This is a genomic window from Gemmata palustris (genome assembly GCF_017939745.1).
Classification (GTDB): Bacteria; Planctomycetota; Planctomycetia; order Gemmatales; family Gemmataceae; genus Gemmata; species Gemmata palustris.
In genome coordinates, this window is sequence record NZ_JAGKQQ010000002.1 from 641842 (window position 1) to 658766 (window position 16925).

The window sequence follows — 16925 nt, forward strand, 5'->3', positions numbered from 1 at the left end:
TGCGGGAGAGGGTCGCCGCGCTTCGCGGCGGGGTGAGGGGTTACTTCCCGATCCAATAGACTCCCCCTCCCTCGCGCGAAACAAGCACACATTCAACGGCCCTGCCACCCGTGAATCACTTCCCGAACAGCGGGCCGTTCGGAGTAATCAGCCGAGTGACCTTGCTCTCAGTCGAGACGCCCAAGAACACGAAACACATCTCGCTGGTCGTCTGCTCCCCGAACCGCACCGCTTGCGGCGGGGAACTCGGGTTGTGCGGGTTGCCGGCCGAGTTGTCGTAGGTCGCGCGCACCCGGAGCACGGTGCCCTTCGGTAACTTCATCGGTTCCTTGAGTTCGTACTGCTCCTGCCAGTTGTAGTCCCACGCCGGGATTCGCACGAGCGTCTGCTCTTTCCCGCTGGGAACGGTCGCGGTCAGTTCGATGTCCTTGCCGAGCAGGTGCATGTGCGGCGACATGCGGTACAGCGTCACGTCCTCTGCCAGTTTCCACGACGAATCGACTTTGAACTGCTTCTCGCCGGCCGGGATCGACAGGAACACGCCGGTCGCGGGGATCGTGCGGAACGGCTGCGTGACGGGCGCTTTGGCGAAGTACAGCCCGATCTTGGTGCGGTCCTTCTCTTCCTTGCCGGTGCGGTGGTAGTGGAACTGCACGCACAGATCCGCGCCTTTCGGGAGTTTCTGCCCGATGCCGTCGGGGAGTTTCTTCGGCAGCGAACCCGGCGCCCACCCGCCGACCATCCCGCTGCGGTCCGGCAGGAAGCCCCAACCCATGCTCACCGGGTACCCCGGGCCGTGGTCCGCGTCGTCGGCTTTCGGCTTCGCTTTGGCCTGGAGCGCGCGAGCCTTGCCCGACGTATCGACCAGTTGAAGCGTGTGGTGAACGACCCGCGGGTTCCCCGGCTTCACCTCCATCGCGACGATGAACTTGTCTTCGGACAGGTTCGTGGGGAACACCACGACGCGGAAGTGGTCCTTACCGCTGGCCGCGATCGTCGTCTCGCTCGGCGCTTCGAGGATGAGGTCTGGCTCACCGAGCGTCCACCCGTCGGTGAACTTCGGCGCCGCGGGCGCGTCCTTCGGGTCGCCTTCGAGTTTACCTCCGACGATCCATTTCTCGACTACCTTGACCGCCTCGTCCGGGATCGCCCGTGTGCCGGTCAGGAGCGGGTTCGGGGCGGGCTTCCACGGCGGCATCCGCTTCGCGTGCATCTCTTCGAGCGACGTGTCCGCCCACTTCGCCACCTGCTTGTAGTTCACGAGGCTGAACGGCCCCACCTGGTCCGGACGGTGGCACGACTGGCAGTGGTTCTGCATCACGGGCAGCACGTCCTTGTAGAACGTGACCGGCGCATCTGCCGCGGCCTCCTTAACCGGGTCCGGGATCGGGCACCCGAACGCCTTCGTTTCCGGCACGCTCACCGGCTTCCCCGCGAGGATTTCATCCAGCGCGGTGACGAGATCTTGTCGCGAAACGGTGGCCTTCGGCTTCATCCGCGCGGAGTACCCGTCATCGATCCGCCCGCGGTACCGCACCACCAACTTCTCGTCCAGAATCACGACTTCCGGCGTGGTCTTGGCACCCAGCAGAGCAGTGGCCGCATGGGTCGGGTCGCGCAGCACCGTGAAAGGGATCTTGTACTCCTTCGTGTGTTTGGCGACGCGCTCCGCGGATTCGTCCGGGTCCGCGTGGATGCCGACGACCACGACGCCCTTATCCGCGAACTTGGTGGCGACATCGGCGAGGGCGGGTATGTAGCCGTTAGACATCGGGCACTCGCACGACAGGAACGCGAAGACCACGGCCTTCGCCTTCTGGTCCGCGAGCGCCCACGTCTTGCCAGCGGGGTCGGTGAGTGTGAAGTTCGCGACGGGCTTCGGGTCGGATTTGGGATCGGCAGGTGCCCCGACGAGGGGTACGACGAGAGCAAGAAGGATCGGCACAACGAGCAGGCGTTTCACGTTTGTTCTCCTGGGCTGCGGAAAGGCCGCGTCTCAGAAGAACAACCCGCGACACTTACCCCGGTTACATCCCGCGAAACACGATTTCGCCGATTTGCTGAATCAGGAGGCGCCGACGCAGGTTCGGCTTGGTGCGGTCGTGGACCAGCGCCCCGGGCTTGATGTGCCCCTCTGGGGTGAACACTGCGTCGTCCTTGGAAACCGTTTCGAGTAGCGCGAACGTGAGCGCCGTGGTCCCTTCGCCGAGCGCCTTTCGCCGCACCACCAACGAGCGGACGATTTTGGTGTGCTTCTCGATCACCAGTTCGGCCGACGCGATGTGCAGCGGGCGCACGTCCCCGCGGCGCACAGCGGTCACGGAATAGGTTTCCGCCGCGCGCTCGGGCGGTTCGGTCCAGGTGAGGTCGAAATTGGCGAGCACCTCATCAAGTAGCGAATCGAGTTCGAGTTCGTGAATCTTGACCGCGTTGCGCAGCGCGACGGGCAATTCACTTTCGTCGAACGCCACGGCCCCCTCAATGGTAGGGGCGACCCACACCCGACCCGATCCGTCACTACCCCACGCCCCCCTTCCGCCAAATCCCGGCTCGACAACGAACCGGTCGCCGCGCGTACAGAGCACGCGCGGGCTGGTATCGAGTGCGAGGAGCGGAAGCGCTTCGCGCAAGCGCGGGGGTAACTCGATCGTGACGCGGTAGCACCGCGCCTCGTTTCGGGTGTAGGCGTCGCGTGCCCCCTGCACGACTTGCGCGGGCGACGCGACCACCTCGCGCGGACCGGAGAGCGCGAACACCGCAATCAGCACCGCCGCGGCCAACCCCACCACCCCGGCGACGGACGCCACTCGGCGCCACACCCGCACGCGGCGAAGTGTGGGAGTCGGTTCTGCGTCCGCCGCGAGCTGCGCCAGAACGCGGTCGGCCATCCCCTGCGCGTCCATACGGGCCGCGTCCGCGTCGAGCTGCGCGCGAACGAGTTCGTCGATTCCCGGTTCAGGTTCGGGAAACGAATTGGGTGGAAGCATCACAGGTTCTCGCGCACGAAGCCCGCGAAGGAATCGCGGGCCGAAAGCGGTCGGAACATTATTAACTCTGCCTTGAGCCCACCTCACTCAGCACACACGATGCTGGTAAGACAGGTGCAAGGCTTAAAACCGATGCCAAACGTTAACAGCAAACGCGGTCGGCAATAGAGAACAACCCACGCCACGCAAGGCGGTTACACCTTGTCATCGGAATCCGCGATATTGTGCAATGATTCCAGTTCACGGGCGAGCGCGTGGCGCCCGCGGTGAACGAGAACGCCCGCGTTCGTCGCGGAGACGCCCAGCGCCTCGCCGATCTCCTCCTTCGACATCCCCAGCGCTCGCAACTCGACCGCGGCTCGTTGGAGCGGCGGGAGCCTCTGCAGCGCGTCACATATCGCCTGTTCGAGTTCGCGGTGCTGGAGGATTTGTTCGGGTCGCAGCGCCACCGGATCGGCCACTGTAATTGGAGAATCGTCGGGGTGGGAGGAGTCGAGGCTGAGAAGGGCCTTTTCGCGCGTCGCCTGGTTGATGCACAGATTGGAGATCGCTTTGAAGAGGATCTTCACGCCGTCGCGTTCAAGGTCGTAAGCGTCCGCCCGGCGAAGGAGCCGGTAGAAGCACTCCTGAACGACGTCGTCGGCCCGCGACGGGTCGCGCACGAGCGACCGGGCGTAGGCGGTCGCACGCGGGCCGATGGCGACCACCCACGCCCCGAAGCGCTGCCGCTGTTCGTTCGTCAACATTGCGGTCGTTCCCCGGTCCGCCACATCCTATCAACCGCGTCCAGCGAAACAGGTTCCGGACACGAAAGCGTTCGATCTCGAACCGGCGCCGGATACGGCCAACCGTTTCCTCTTTAAAAACTTGCACCCGTTCGACTGTACGCATATTATCTGGTCTCACAGTTCAGGATTCTCTCTCACCCTGAGCGTGGCATGGCGAGTACCCCTCTCCCGGTTCTCCGGCAGCGGTCGTTCGGCGAAACGGCGCGGCGCGACCGCTGGTGGCTCCAGCCGTTGCTCGTGTTCCTCGGATTCGGCACGTTCCTCGTGTACGCGAACTGGGCCGCGTTCCAGGGCGCGCACTACACCTACGGCCCGTACCTGTCGCCGTTCTACTCGCCGGAACTCTTCGGGAATTCACCGCACGCATGGTTCGGCCCCCAACCGGCGTGGTGGCCGAGTTGGTTGCCGTTCTCGCCCGCGCTCATCATCCTCTGGGCGCCCGCCGGGTTCCGCCTCACCTGCTATTACTACCGCGGCGCGTACTACAAGGCGTTCTGGGCCGACCCGCCCAATTGCGCCGTCGGCGAACCGCGGAAGCACTACATCGGCGAGAGCAACTGGCCGCTCCGCATTCAGAACATCCATCGCTACTTCCTCTATTTCGCGATCCTGTTCCTTTTCATGCTCGCATACGACGCGGCCTCTGCGTTCTGGTTCAAGGACGCGAACGGAAAGGGGAACTTCGGCATCGGGGTCGGCTCGCTCGTACTCACGGCAAACGTGATCCTGCTTTCTGGCTACACGCTCGGGTGCCACTCGCTGCGCCACCTCGTCGGCGGCCGGCGCGACTGCATCTCAACATCACCACTGTGCCACAAGGCCTACAAGGGGTGCAGCGCGCTGAACAAGCGGCACATGCTCTGGGCGTGGGTGAGCCTCGTGGGGGTAATGTTCACCGACGTTTATGTGCGGCTCTGCTCGATGGGCGTGTGGACGGACGTCCGCATTCTTTGACCCACGCGCTACAGATCGGTACGGACTTGTGTTTCAACCACTCGGCCGGAGTCCGGATTCATGTCTGTCGAGTTCCAGACTCACGAACACGACGTGATCGTCATCGGGGCCGGGGGCGCGGGCCTTCGTGCCGCGATCGAGGCGAGCGCGACCGGCGTGTCGGTCGGGTTGGTGTGCAAATCACTGCTCGGCAAAGCCCATACCGTGATGGCCGAGGGCGGGATCGCTGCGGCGCTCGCGAACGTCGATAACCGCGACAACTGGAAGGTCCACTTCGCCGACACGATGCGCGGCGGGCAGTACGTCAACAACTGGCGGATGGCCGAACTTCACGCGCGCGAGGCCCCGGACCGCGTGCGCGAACTTGAAAAATGGGGCGCGGTGTTCGATCGCACGCCCGACGGCAAGATTCTGCAGCGGAACTTCGGCGGGCACAAGTACCCGCGCCTCGCGCACGTCGGCGACCGCACCGGCCTCGAACTCATTCGCACGCTCCAGGACCACGGCATCCACCGGGGCATCGCCGTGTACATGGAGCGCACCGTCATTCGGCTCCTGAAGGACGGCGACCGCGTGAGCGGCGCGCTGGCCTACGACCGCGAGCGCGGTCGGTGGACCGTGTTCCGCGCGAAGGCCATCGTGCTCGCGACCGGCGGGATCGGGAAGGCGTACAAGATCACATCGAACTCGTGGGAGTACACCGGCGACGGGCACACGCTCGCCTACGACGCGGGCGCGGAACTCATCGACATGGAGTTCGTGCAGTTCCACCCGACGGGAATGGTGTGGCCGCCGAGCGTGCGCGGCATCCTGGTCACCGAGGGCGTGCGCGGCGAGGGCGGTGTGCTGCGGAACAACACGGGCAATCGGTTCATGTTCGGCGACATCCCGGACAATTACCGCCCCCAAACCGCGAAGGACGAAGAAGAAGGCTTCCGCTACGTGCTCGGCGACAAAGAATCCAACCGCCCGCCGGAACTGCTCACGCGCGACCACGTGGCCCGGTGCATCGTGCGCGAGGTGCGCGAGGGGCGCGGGAGCCCGCACGGGGGCGTGTTCCTCGAATTGCAAACGTTCGCCGGGTGGTACGGCCAGCGCGCGAAGAAGTTCGACGCGGCCGAGCACTGGAAGAAAAAGCTGCCGAGCATGTACCACCAGTTCAAGGAACTCGGCGGGCTGGACATCACGAAGGAGCCGATGGAAGTCGGCCCGACGACGCACTACATGATGGGCGGCGTCCGCGTCGACGCAGACACGCAGATGTCGCGCGTCCCCGGGCTGTTCGCGTGCGGCGAGTGCGCGGCCGGGATCAACGGCGCGAACCGCCTGGGCGGGAACTCACTTTCCGACCTGCTCGTTCTCGGCAAGCGCGCGGGGGAATTCGCCGCGAAGTACGCGAGCGAGCAAAACTCTGCGGGAGCCGTTCCCACGGATCAAGTCAATGCCGCTGCGAAATGGGCGCTGGCCCCGTTTGATCGCGAGGCATCAGAGAACCCGTTCAAGGTTCAACAGGACTTGCAGGACATGATGCAAGACCTCGTCGGGATCGTGCGGAAAAAAGACGAGATGCTTCGTGCCCTCGACGGACTGGAAAAACTCCGCACCCGCGCCGCGAAGGTGCAAGTCACCGGGAACCGCGAGTACAACCCCGGCTGGCACACCGCAATGGACCTTCACAACCTCCTGACCGTTTCCGAAGCCGTGACGCGCGCCGCGATCCTGCGCAAAGAGAGCCGCGGCGCGCAGTTCCGCGACGACTATCCGAAAAAGGACAACGCGAAGTTCGGGAAGGTGAACAGCATCATCGCGAAAGGTACAGACGGCACGATGCAGATCCGCCTGGAACAGATTCCGCCCGTGCCCGACGAACTAAAGGATGCCATTAAAGCGGAAGCGAACGGTGTGCTTCCGGACGAGCTGAAATGAACACGATTCAAATAAGTCACAGGGCTTCCGCCCTGTGCTACGAACGCCGGCCCCTCCGGGGCGAATCATGACGGGTGAACCCGTTGTCTTTAGTTTTCGGTCTTCGCCCCGGAGGGGCCGGCGTTCGTAGCACAGGGCGGAAGCCCTGTGATCTAGTTTTGCCGTTGTGAAACAGGGAGCGCTCCTAATGTCCACAACGTTCCGCATCTGGCGCGGGGACGCCACGAAGGGCGAGTTCCGCGACTACACCGCCGAAGCGGGCGAGGGGATGGTCGTTCTCGACGCCGTTCACCAGATCCAGGCCACACAAGCGCCGGATCTCGCGTGCCGGTGGAACTGCAAAGCGGGTAAGTGCGGGTCGTGCTCCGCCGAGATCAACGGCGCGCCCAAGCTCATGTGCATGACGCGCCTCGACGACCTGCCGCCGGACGAGATCGTCATCGTCGAGCCGATGCAGGCGTTCCCGCTGGTGAAGGACTTGGTCACGGACGTGTCGTGGAACTACGAGGTGAAGAAGCGCATCAAGCCCTTCCGCCCGCGGAAACCCGACAACCCCGACGGCACCTGGAAGATGGCCCAGGAAGACGCTGATCGTGTGCAGGAATTCCGCAAGTGCATCGAGTGCTTTCTCTGCCAGGACGTGTGCCACGTGCTGCGCGACCACCACAAGCACGCCGAGTTCATCGGCCCGCGGTTCCTCGTGTACTCGGCCGCACTGGAGATGAACCCGCTCGACACCGCGGACCGCGTGCGCGACCTGAAAGAGACACAGGGGATCGGCTACTGCAACATCACGAAGTGCTGCACGAAGGTGTGCCCCGAGCACATCACCATCACGGACAACGCGATCATCCCGTTGAAGGAGCGCGTCGTGGACGAGTTCTACGACCCGGTGATGAAGCTGATCCAGTTGGTGTTCCGGCCCCGGAAGAAGGAGGATCTGGGCGGAACGGCGGATTGAGGGACGAACCGTGTTTCGTATCGACGCGACCGCGTCGGGGAGGGCGCCATGAATTTGGAACTCAAGATCCTGCGTCGGGACGCGATCCCGGCCGCACTCGAAAAGGCGCACCGCTACCGGCTCCTCAACGAACCGGAGCAGGCCGAGAGCATCTGCGAGGACGTGCTGAGCATCGACCCGGGCAACCAGGCCGCGCTCGCCTCGCTGATCCTCGCACTCACGGACCGCTTCGGCAGCCCGCGCCCGGTGCCGCCGCGGTACGTCCGCGAACTATTGCCGCGGCTGACCGGCGACTACGAGCGCGCGTACTTCGCCGGGATCATCGCCGAGCGCGAGGGGATCGCGTGGCTGCGGTCGGGTCAACCGCGGTCCGGTGGGGCCGCGTTCGTGTGCTTCCACGACGCGATGAACCACTTTGAAACGGCCGAGGCGGTCAGCCCGCCGGCCAACGACGACGCGCTCCTGCGGTGGAACAGTTGCGCCCGGATGATTATGAAGCACCCCGACGTCTACCCGACCGAAGAGATCGCGAGCGAGGTCTACGTCGGCGACTGACCCGGGCGCCGGTTCGAGAGGTTTACAAGAAGCGCCATTTCAGTCGCCCTCACCGAGCTACGGGCGGCCGCGGCTCGGTGAGCGAGAAACGGTCTTTACTAGGGCGCGATTTCGCCGACCGTGCAACCGCGCGGCCCGTAAGGATTTTATCCGTCGGTCCGGTGCTCCCTAATCAGGCGCAGGCAGTCCTGGGCCACCCGCCGTCCCGAAAAATCGAGCCCGCTACCCCCGCCCCGCCCGTCCCGCGCGCCCCAAGCCACCAGAGCGAGTTTGAAAAAGGCTTCCGCCTCCTCGATCTGCCCCGCTTCCATCGCGAGCAAGCCGCCCACCACGTGAGCGTTCGCCTCCCGGCGCAGACTCGTTGTGATCTGATGGACCTCCTCGTACAGCCCCTCCCGCACGAGAGCGTTGTGCACGAAGGTACTGGGGGTACCGGAGATAAAGGGCGTTGACAGTAGCGCCCGGCCGACATCGTAAGACGCCTGCGCGTGCGGGGTCGGCAAGCGACTCGGAACCCGTAACAGGGCGCCCGCGACGTTGCGCATCTCCGGGCCGGTGTCCCGGTAATCGCCGGTGACGGCCGCGAGACAGGCCAGGATCTCGTGGTACGTCGCGGCCCCGACGCTCTTCTCCAGTTCCGGGTCCAACCAGGCGCGGATGTCATTTCCCCGGCCCGCCCAAAGGAGCAGGTCGAGCTCGAGTTTCGCGCCTTCCGGCCCGAACTCCGAGGCGTCGGACTTGAGAAGGAGCTTCAAGGCGCGGTCCGGCAACCCGGCCCCGGCCGCTTCGCGGGCCTGGTCGAGCGCCCGCCTCCCGGCGCCGCCCTCGCAGAGCGCCTCGCGGCGCCGCACTTCGGTACCGAGGCCCTCGTATTCGCGCTCGAGGGCCGCGAGCGCTTGGCGCGCGCCCTCGGGCGTTTCTCCGGGCTGCGGGCCGCGCGCCCGGGTCGCCTTGATCAACCCGTCCAAGTGGTGGAGGGCGAGATCCAAACTGCCGCGGTCCCGGTAGAGGCGCGCCAACCGCCCGTGCGCGGCCGCGGAATCCGGCCGGAGGATCAGAACCTTCTGGAACGCGGTGATCGCCTGCACTTGTCGAATTCGGTCGAACGCCGGGAGGAGGTACCTCCAGGTGCGCTCCCGGGTCGCTTGCGCCAGCCTCAAATAAGCTTCGCCGAGCAGAAAATAGCTCCTCGCATCATCGGGGTTCTCTCGGACCGCCCGGCGGGCCGATCGGACGGCGAGCACGGGCGCGCCCAGCGAGCCGTCGTCTCGGCCGGCAAGAAATGCGTTCCACGCGCCGGGAACCCCGAAGATCCATTGACCGATGTCCGCCGCGCCCGGCCCCGGCCCCGGCGCGGGAGCGGCAAGGTTCCCGAGCAGGCTGGCGCTCTGACTCGCGAGCCACGTCGCGCGGTTCTGAGCATCGTAGGTGCCCCGTTGCCCGTCGAAGTACGCGAGGTACAGCGCGGCTTCGTCCTGCTCCTGGGGGGCGCCCGGGTTCGGGGCCGCGAACGCGCGCGCCCACGCCCGTGCGCCAGGCTCCCGGTCGGCCCCTCCGAGAGGGGCCGTGTCGCTCAAAGCGGGAGAAAAGGCCCTCCGCTCGGGTGACAATCGCAGGGGGGCGAACCGGTCCCCGGCGCCGCGGGCGGCCGGGTCTTGCCACCCGAAGACGACCGTTCGCCCGCGCAGGTACAGGAGGGTCCACTCGTCGGGCGCTCCGGCCAGTCGGGTCACTACGCGCTCGGTCGGCACCGCACCGCCGCTGTGGAGGATGAGGTAGCTGATGCCGCGCTTACGAAAAACTTCGCGCCAACCGGCCGCCCCCGGCTCACCGTCGCCCTCGGGCAGCAGCCCGGCTCGGACCGTTGCGAAATCGAGCGCACCACTTTGTTCGCCGGTTCCTTGCGCGCCACCTTCTCCGAACCAGGACCGGTAATCGGCCACCTCGGGCGAGAGCGCGACCCCGTTCTCGTTCGGGCCGAGCGCGCCTTCGCGGCGCCAGCGTTCAATCACCAGCACCGCATCGCGCAACGAATCATCGGTATCCACGGACCACGCCGGGCGCCCCAGCGGGCGCCCGGTCGCCCACCCGGTCCAGCCGACCGCGAGTAGCGCGCCGGCCCCGGCCAACACAAATACCCACCCGGTGAACCGCACCGCCCGGCCCCAGCGCCGGCCCGCCCCCGGGAGCGCGGGCAGTTGGGCCGAAGCAAGGCCGAGCGCCGCGGTCGGCCCGGCGACGACCGCAAAGAGCGGAGCGACAACCGGCCAGCGGGCGGCCCCGACCAGTAGCAGGAACCACACCGGCGCCCAGGCGCGCGCCCCCCGGTCTCGCCAAAACGCGAACAGACCGAGCAGAACGAGGCCCGCGTAGCCCGCCCCGACGATCGGTGATCCGGTCCGGTACCACGCGGGCCAAAACGGTGAGGCGCTCGGCCCCGCCCCCTCCCACCCCACCGTGTGGGCCGGGGTCCAAACCGTCCAGTGGTTCGGGCTCAGCAGAGAAGCACCGAGGCCGATTAGGAAGAGTTCCCCGAGAACCCACGCGGCCGGGGTGCGCCCCCGCCACGCGACCAGTGCCATTGAGCCAATGGTAACAGGCCCCACTACGACCCAGCGGTCGACGTTCGCCCAGACCGCGAAGAGGACGAACACCTGCCAGCGCGCCCCCCCCGTACCCCTCGCGCCGGACTCGGCCCGGAGCGCCGCGCTCCGTAAGAGCAACATCGTGAGCGCCAAGAACAGGTAGGAAGCGACCCGCGGGCCGAGTTCGAGCCAGGGGCCGACGCACAGGACCGTCACGAGGGCACAGGCGCCCGCGGGCGCGGAACGGCCCGGGGTCCGGCCCGTGCGGAACACCACGAAGGCGAGCAGCGCGGCCGCCCCCGCGTTCAGCGCCGCGGCCCCCGCCCCGCCCAAGAAACGGAACCCCGCATAAAGGGGGAGGTCATAAAGAACCGACACGTGCGCGCCCCGCGCATTCGGGGGCGAGAGCAACCCGTCGTCGCGAGCGGGGTGCGGGCGCCCTTCGGCCACGGCCCGCCCCCGGGCCAAGTGCGACCAGATTTCCGGTTCGCGCACCGGGGCGGACGCGAGCACAACCGCCAACGCGACCGCGACCAGCGCGAGCCCCGACCCGAACCGACTACCGGTTCGGACCGGCGCGCCGGAAGGGAGGGGGGAACTGCCGGCACTCATGAACGCTTCCTCAATTCACGACAGACGGGTTCGCGCCGTGTCAGCGCAAGTTGGCGAGTTGTTGGCGGTGGAAGTCGGCTTTCCCAGCCGAATCCGGGCCACCTACCGCCTCGAAATGGTCTCGCAGTTGTTCGTGGGCGCGGCGGCAGGTCGGTGCGAGCTTCAGCGCCGCGTGCAGCCAGTAAATGCCCCGCTCGTGGAGCCCCATCCGCAAGTAGATCTCTCCCAACTCGCACCGGAGCTCGGCGTTCGTCGGGTGCGCGTGGAACTCTTGCGTCGTCAACTGGATCAGCCGCTTCTGGTCCTTCTCGATCTGTTCAAATCGCTCGCGCGCCTGGGTCGCTTCGCTGTCGCGCCCGAGGGCCCTCAAACACAACATCCAGTTATAGCAGGCGTCTACGTTTCGTGGGTCACTCTCCAAGGTCCGCCGGAGGAGCGGTTCCGCAAGCTCCGGGCGGTCCGATCGGAACTCTACCATACCGCTCATCCAAAGATATGCGGCGGCCTCTCTCTTGTCGGGCGGTATCACCGCGAGTTGCTCGCGGGCCTCATTAGTCTTACCCAACTCGAGATACGCCTGAGCGAGCCCCAGGATCGCGTCGGCGTTTCCGGGCGACTGTCGCAACACGGTCCGGTACTCTTCGGCAACCTCGGTAAATTGTTTGTCGGCCCGTATGATCTCGGCATAAGTTAGGCGAATATCGATCCGCTCGGGGTCGAGCTCCAGTGCCCGGCGGAAGTCGGCGGCGGCCTCGCGCGTATTCTGCTGTTGAGCGTACCAGGTTCCCCGCCAGAAAATTGCCTCAACGTTCGTTGGCTGCATCTCGTTCCAACGCGAGAGAAAGCTCCACGCAAGGTCGCTCCGGTACTTCCCCATGTAGGCGCGAGAAAGTGATTCGAGGACCAGGGGCGTCAGCGGCCCCTCTTGAATCAAGTACGGGAGCAAATAGTTGAAGACCTCGTCGACCTCGCCGGTTTGCGCGCGTAAAAGGTACCCTTCGACCTGCTGTTCTTCGGAAACGCCGCTTTGCAGCTCCCGGCACCTCTGAAGGTGCTCCCGGGCGGTCGAAAAATTACCGGCCCGCCGCGCCGTTCGCGCAACGAGCAAATTAATATTAGGGCTATCAGGACGATACCGGAGCGCCTGTTGATACGCGGCCAGTGCCTTTGGGTATTGCTGTTTCTCGAGAGCTTTCGCCGCACTGCGCTCGTAGTAGTTAGCCAAAAGTGGTTTAGCCGCTGCCCACAGACCGAACGCGGTTAAGCCGAGCAAAAAACAGCCGAGGAGAATTCGCATCACTCTACGGGGTGGCACCCACACGAACATAATCACTTACCCCAAAAAGGGGACAGAGCCGCCTTACTGACAATTGAAACGCAGAATTGCAGTTACGAAATGAGCACGGGCTGACTTCCGGCGATCAATGTCGGCACTGACGTAATTAAAACAATCTTACGCACCAAAGATTTCAAGCCGAATCATCGTGCCCCGGTCATCCGCTCGGAGCACGAGTTCCACACGGGCCGAATCTGTTATCTACTTTGTGACCTTCGCATCAAACGTGTTGTCGCCCCTCGATACCTTTACCGTCCATCCCGACTGGTTTGGATCAGAATACTTCTCGGGAATTCCGCTAATCAGGGGAAGTGTTTCTTTTTGAAGGCGGCTTGCTTCGGCGCTATTTTTCTGTTGTTGCGCGAGCTGCTCTTTTGCCTCGGGCGGGATGTTCGCGCCCGCGCCGGGGTTCAAGCTTTTCTGTTTGGCGGCATCGTCCCCGCTCATTTTCCCGAACTTGGCAGCCATTCCCGCCGGGCCTGTTTTTGGAGCCGTTTGTTCCGCGATCGTTTTGAGGTTTCGTAAATCAAGGGACACTTTGACATCGCCCGTCGGGACGCCTTCGGCCGAGTATTTACCGTCGTGAATCTCAGCAACAACCGACGGCCCGCTCTCGGGGGTGAAGACGATATTTCCCATCGGTAACGGTTTCCCGCCTACCGTGACCGTCCCGGAAACGTTCCCTTTACCACCTCCACAACCACTAACGAAAGCGAAGAGGAAGAGAGACAAACAGAGGAATCCCCAACGCCGAGTCAGACGGGGGCGCTCGGAGAGCATCACGTAAAACCTCGCGGGAAAGGAAACAGAAGGTATGAAGGCTTACACCAGCGGGATTTACAGTTTCAAAAACTGTAAATCCCACTGGCCGAAGTTCAATGAAGAGCGAAGCTGAAAGACTATCAAGTCGTCAGAGCGTGCTTACCAGTCACTACCAAGAACGCCCCCATCGGACGGGTGGTTCGCAGTGTACCACGTCGCCGGGGTAATACTGGTTGTCACCGAGCGGACGGAACCGTCCAACATGGCAACCTGAACACCGGAGGCATTATAAGCGTTGGGCCGGTCCCACAGAGCTGTCTGCGGTGGCTGCGTCGTAAACACGGGGGAGGTGGTCGTCGCCAAGTAAGACGGACCGTTGCAGCGACCGCCGTTCGGACAAGCCGCATTATCCATCGAGTACCACCAATAATTGGTAGTCCCGTTTGGGACCGCGAACCCTTCCGCAAATGCGACGGTACTCGAGGTTCCATCCGAGAACGTCGCGGGGAGGCGGGGGCCGTCCCAACTGGTACCGGCGTTGGCCGGCGGGGTAGCGAACGCGAGCAAATTGGTTCGGTAGCTTGAAAGGTCTTTTGTGGTATCGTTGGTCGGATCCGAGGGAGCAATGTAAGTTTTGACCGTCCGCGCTTTGCCGGCCCACTGGAGCTGCGCGCCGAGGTGCCCCGAGGTACCCGTTGCCGCAGAATTGTACATGTTCCCCTGCTCAATGAACGGGAGCAGGTGGAAGTAGATCGGCCCTTCGGCCCCGCTCTGCTGCCAGTCGTTCGACGCCGCGTCGGTCCCCTTCGGGAAGAATCCATACGCCGGGGGGAGCCGCCCGTCACTGGTGTTGCTGGCCACGTTGTGCAGCGCCAGCGACATCTGCTTGAGGTTGTTCTGGCTGCTCATCCGAGCGGCCGCCTCGCGAACTTTCTGAACGGCCGGTAAAAGCAACCCGATCAAGATCGCAATGATCGCGATTACTACCAGCAATTCGATCAACGTAAATCCGCGCCTACGGCGGCAACCGAAATTTGTGAAATAAAACATGGAAGGCCCTTCGGGAGAAACAAAGCCTTGAAAAAACGAGAACACGGCCGAGAAAATGCGCCGCTCAAGCGTCCGCAATTCGCTCAATATCCACAGGGAAATTAGTTCCAATTATGAACCGGCAAGGTCAGTGTTATCATAAATTTGCTGTGAAGGTTGTCAATACCAAATCGCTCTGCTGCGGACAAGGTTCGTTCCAGTCCGATGGTTCGGGGGAGGTCAGTTCACGGTTTGTTGGGGGCTAGCAGTGTTTCGAGGGCGGGATAGGAAATCCCCAACCCGTCGTCGACGCAACCTCAAGGCAGGACGAGCCATGCCGACGCCCCGCTTCACGCCCGAGGAACTCCGCCAACTCCACGACCTCGCCCGGCAGTGGGCCAAGATCGTCTCCAAGCGGGCCTTCGGCGACGACGGCCCCGGACTCGACGTGGACTTCCGAGCCATGGAGCAGATCGCCACCGCCGCGGCCCGGGGACTCACCGAGGGCACACTCGAACTGCTGCTCCAACAGCAGGCCGACAAGCTCTCCACCGAACAGCCGTGTCCGGCGTGCGGCACGCTCTGTCCCACGACGCCGCACACCCGACCGCTCACCGCGGACGGAGCCGAGGTCGAGCAGACGGAACGCAAGGCCCACTGTCCCGACTGCCGCCGGGACTTTTTCCCCCCTGCGGACGGCTCTGGGCCTGGATGAGCACGGGTACAGTTCCTCCGTCCTCGAGCGTATCGTCACCGCCGCCGCCCGGTTCGCGTCGTTCCGCGATGCCACCTTCGCCGTGCAGATGTCGCGGGTCGGCATCAGCGAGAGCCAGGTCCGCCGGCTGGCCCACAAGGTCGGGGCGGAACTGGTCGCCGAACGGGACCGGAAGGCGGTCGAGCACCGCCGCCGGCAACTGGCCTCGCGGACGGGGGTGGTTCCCGAGGTCGTCGTGGTGGAGGTCGATGGGGGGCGCATCCGTACCCGCGCGGCGGGGGCGGCCCCTGGTGTCCACGAAGCCCAGAACAAGGAGGACAAGATCGCCGGTCTGGCCACGTTGAAGGGTCCGACGTTCGCCGCCGACCCGTGCCCCGAACCGCCGGAGTCGTTCCTCTGCCCCCGCCGGGTGCAACGTCTGGTGAGCCAGATGAAGGGGCACTCGGGTCGGGACGATACCCAAGAAACCCCGGACGAATCGACCACGGCCGGAGTCGAGCCGATCGCGACCGGGTCGGCCGGGCGGTGGTCACCGGAGAAGTTGGTGCGGACGTGTGTGGCGAGCCTGGGATCGAGTTGTTCGTTCGGCCCGTTGGTGGCGGCGGAGGCCCAAGAGCGGCACTTCTACGAGGCGAGGCGCCGGGCGTTCGTGGCCGACGGGGCGGCGTACAACTGGTCGATCCACGAGGGGTACTTCCGGGACTTCGAGCCGGTCGTGGACCTGTTGCACGTGCTGTGCTACGTGTACTCGTCGGCGCGTGCGGTGGGCGGGGACGAGTCGGGCGGGTGGCGACAGTACGAGGCGTGGATGCGTTCGTGTTGGAAGGGCCGGGTCGCCGAGGTGCTGGTGGAGTTGGACGGGTGGCACGAACGCCTGGGAGAGTCGCCGGCGGGTGAGGCAAGGACGGCGGAGGACCGCCGTGACCCACGTCGGTTGGTGGCCGAGGCGAGGTGCTACCTGAGGAACAACGAGAAGCGGATGGACTACCCGAGATACCGGCGTGAGGGGTTGCCGACGACGAGCAGCCTGGTGGAGTCGCTGGTGGGTGAGTTCAGCGCTCGTGTGAAAGGGAAGCAGAAGCACTGGAACCGCCCGGACGGGGCCGAATCCATCCTGCAACTCCGGGCGGCCGTTCTGAGCGAGGACGATCGCTTGAGTCGGTACTTCACTGACCGATCCGGAAGCCCGTTCCGGAAACGGCAGCCAGTGGAGAAAGACGACACCCCAAACACGCAAACCGCGGCGTGACCTCGGTTCGGGGAATCCATCCCTGGGCTGAACTCGTCACGCGATCTGAGTGATCTCGGGCCTGATCCGTCGTCAGGAGCCCCCCACCGACAATCACCCCACCGTTTCCTCTGCTGCGGCTACTGCGACGCCGCGTCGCGCTCGACGAGGGGCACCCTCATCGATTTCATTGACTAAAAAATTCAGGAGGGCGGGGCGTGACTCCGCCCCAGATTCTGTTACGCTGCTCGAGCACAATCGCAAGACCAGCACACGAAGCCAAAACCTCACCACCCGTCATCTCATGTCAGGAATTCCACGCACCGGTCGACTCGTTGCGGCCGTGATGGTTGTTGGCACAACGGTGTGTGCGTGGTACGCGGTCTGCATCCCCAGAGTCCCCCCTCCGGCCGCCCTCCCCCGTACACAATCGGAAACCGGCGAACCCGTGCTCGGTCCGCCCCCGGCCGATCCGCGGCTAACATTC

Annotated in this window: 13 protein-coding genes; 6 read left to right on the forward strand and 7 right to left on the reverse strand. The window is 64.8% G+C overall.

The features are described 5' to 3' along the window. Window positions 1-115 precede the first annotated feature (115 nt). From J8F10_RS36995 to J8F10_RS37005, 3 genes are all read right to left on the reverse strand, one after another. The gene (locus J8F10_RS36995) at window positions 116-1963 is read right to left on the reverse strand and encodes a redoxin domain-containing protein (protein ID WP_210663298.1); all 1848 of its coding nucleotides are present in this window, start codon (window positions 1961-1963) and stop codon (window positions 116-118) included. Window positions 1964-2027: 64 nt separating this feature from the next. Further along, window positions 2028-2987: a hypothetical protein gene (locus tag J8F10_RS37000; RefSeq protein ID WP_210663300.1), complete on the reverse strand. Its 960-nt coding sequence runs from the start codon at window positions 2985-2987 to the stop codon at window positions 2028-2030. Between the two features lie 194 nt (window positions 2988-3181). Next, complete coding sequence (locus tag J8F10_RS37005) at window positions 3182-3733, reverse strand: RNA polymerase sigma factor (protein ID WP_210663302.1); 552 nt, start codon at window positions 3731-3733, stop codon at window positions 3182-3184. Between the two features lie 192 nt (window positions 3734-3925). Between J8F10_RS37005 and J8F10_RS37010 the strand changes: the two genes are divergently transcribed. The 4 genes from J8F10_RS37010 (at window position 3926) to J8F10_RS37025 (ending at window position 8171) form a co-directional block, all read left to right on the forward strand. Continuing rightward, on the forward strand, window positions 3926-4729 hold the full coding sequence (locus J8F10_RS37010; RefSeq protein WP_210663304.1) for a hypothetical protein: 804 nt from the start codon (window positions 3926-3928) through the stop codon (window positions 4727-4729). A 60-nt stretch (window positions 4730-4789) separates the two neighbouring features. Beyond that, window positions 4790-6655, forward strand: coding sequence for a fumarate reductase/succinate dehydrogenase flavoprotein subunit (locus tag J8F10_RS37015; protein ID WP_210663306.1), 1866 nt, complete (start codon window positions 4790-4792; stop codon window positions 6653-6655). Window positions 6656-6842: 187 nt separating this feature from the next. Next, the gene (locus J8F10_RS37020; RefSeq protein WP_210663308.1) at window positions 6843-7616 is read left to right on the forward strand and encodes a succinate dehydrogenase/fumarate reductase iron-sulfur subunit; all 774 of its coding nucleotides are present in this window, start codon (window positions 6843-6845) and stop codon (window positions 7614-7616) included. Window positions 7617-7664: 48 nt separating this feature from the next. Then, on the forward strand, window positions 7665-8171 hold the full coding sequence (locus tag J8F10_RS37025) for a hypothetical protein (RefSeq protein ID WP_210663309.1): 507 nt from the start codon (window positions 7665-7667) through the stop codon (window positions 8169-8171). A 146-nt stretch (window positions 8172-8317) separates the two neighbouring features. On the opposite strand, the gene J8F10_RS37030 is transcribed toward J8F10_RS37025, so the two are convergent. The 4 genes from J8F10_RS37030 to J8F10_RS39635 all read right to left on the reverse strand — a co-directional run bounded on the left by J8F10_RS37030 (window position 8318) and on the right by J8F10_RS39635 (window position 14468). Beyond that, a complete protein-coding gene (locus tag J8F10_RS37030) occupies window positions 8318-11368 on the reverse strand; it encodes a tetratricopeptide repeat protein (RefSeq protein WP_210663311.1) in 3051 nt (1016 codons plus the stop codon). Window positions 11369-11408: 40 nt separating this feature from the next. After that, a complete protein-coding gene (locus J8F10_RS37035; protein ID WP_210663314.1) occupies window positions 11409-12665 on the reverse strand; it encodes a tetratricopeptide repeat protein in 1257 nt (418 codons plus the stop codon). Window positions 12666-12905: 240 nt separating this feature from the next. Beyond that, window positions 12906-13343: a hypothetical protein gene (locus J8F10_RS37040; RefSeq protein ID WP_210663316.1), complete on the reverse strand. Its 438-nt coding sequence runs from the start codon at window positions 13341-13343 to the stop codon at window positions 12906-12908. Between the two features lie 282 nt (window positions 13344-13625). Beyond that, entirely contained in the window at window positions 13626-14468 is an 843-nt protein-coding gene (locus J8F10_RS39635) for a DUF1559 family PulG-like putative transporter (RefSeq protein ID WP_246524784.1), read from the reverse strand. A gap of 361 nt (window positions 14469-14829) precedes the next feature. Between J8F10_RS39635 and J8F10_RS37050 the strand changes: the two genes are divergently transcribed. Both J8F10_RS37050 and J8F10_RS37055 read left to right on the forward strand, forming a co-directional pair. After that, window positions 14830-15210, forward strand: coding sequence for a hypothetical protein (locus J8F10_RS37050; RefSeq protein WP_210651472.1), 381 nt, complete (start codon window positions 14830-14832; stop codon window positions 15208-15210). Window positions 15211-15298: 88 nt separating this feature from the next. Then, complete coding sequence (locus J8F10_RS37055) at window positions 15299-16459, forward strand: LysR family transcriptional regulator (RefSeq protein WP_210661683.1); 1161 nt, start codon at window positions 15299-15301, stop codon at window positions 16457-16459. The last annotated feature ends 466 nt before the right edge of the window (window positions 16460-16925 follow it).

Coding starts and splice junctions, on each gene's coding strand:
- J8F10_RS37000 (WP_210663300.1), bottom strand. CDS start 2,987: ATGCTTCCACCCAATTCGTTTCCCGAACCTGAACCGGGAATCGACGAA.
- J8F10_RS37005 (WP_210663302.1), bottom strand. CDS start 3,733: ATGTTGACGAACGAACAGCGGCAGCGCTTCGGGGCGTGGGTGGTCGCC.
- J8F10_RS37010 (WP_210663304.1), top strand. CDS start 3,926: ATGGCGAGTACCCCTCTCCCGGTTCTCCGGCAGCGGTCGTTCGGCGAA.
- J8F10_RS37015 (WP_210663306.1), top strand. CDS start 4,790: ATGTCTGTCGAGTTCCAGACTCACGAACACGACGTGATCGTCATCGGG.
- J8F10_RS37020 (WP_210663308.1), top strand. CDS start 6,843: ATGTCCACAACGTTCCGCATCTGGCGCGGGGACGCCACGAAGGGCGAG.
- J8F10_RS37025 (WP_210663309.1), top strand. CDS start 7,665: ATGAATTTGGAACTCAAGATCCTGCGTCGGGACGCGATCCCGGCCGCA.
- J8F10_RS37030 (WP_210663311.1), bottom strand. CDS start 11,368: ATGAGTGCCGGCAGTTCCCCCCTCCCTTCCGGCGCGCCGGTCCGAACC.
- J8F10_RS37035 (WP_210663314.1), bottom strand. CDS start 12,665: ATGCGAATTCTCCTCGGCTGTTTTTTGCTCGGCTTAACCGCGTTCGGT.
- J8F10_RS37040 (WP_210663316.1), bottom strand. CDS start 13,343: ATGGGAAATATCGTCTTCACCCCCGAGAGCGGGCCGTCGGTTGTTGCT.
- J8F10_RS37050 (WP_210651472.1), top strand. CDS start 14,830: ATGCCGACGCCCCGCTTCACGCCCGAGGAACTCCGCCAACTCCACGAC.
- J8F10_RS37055 (WP_210661683.1), top strand. CDS start 15,299: ATGTCGCGGGTCGGCATCAGCGAGAGCCAGGTCCGCCGGCTGGCCCAC.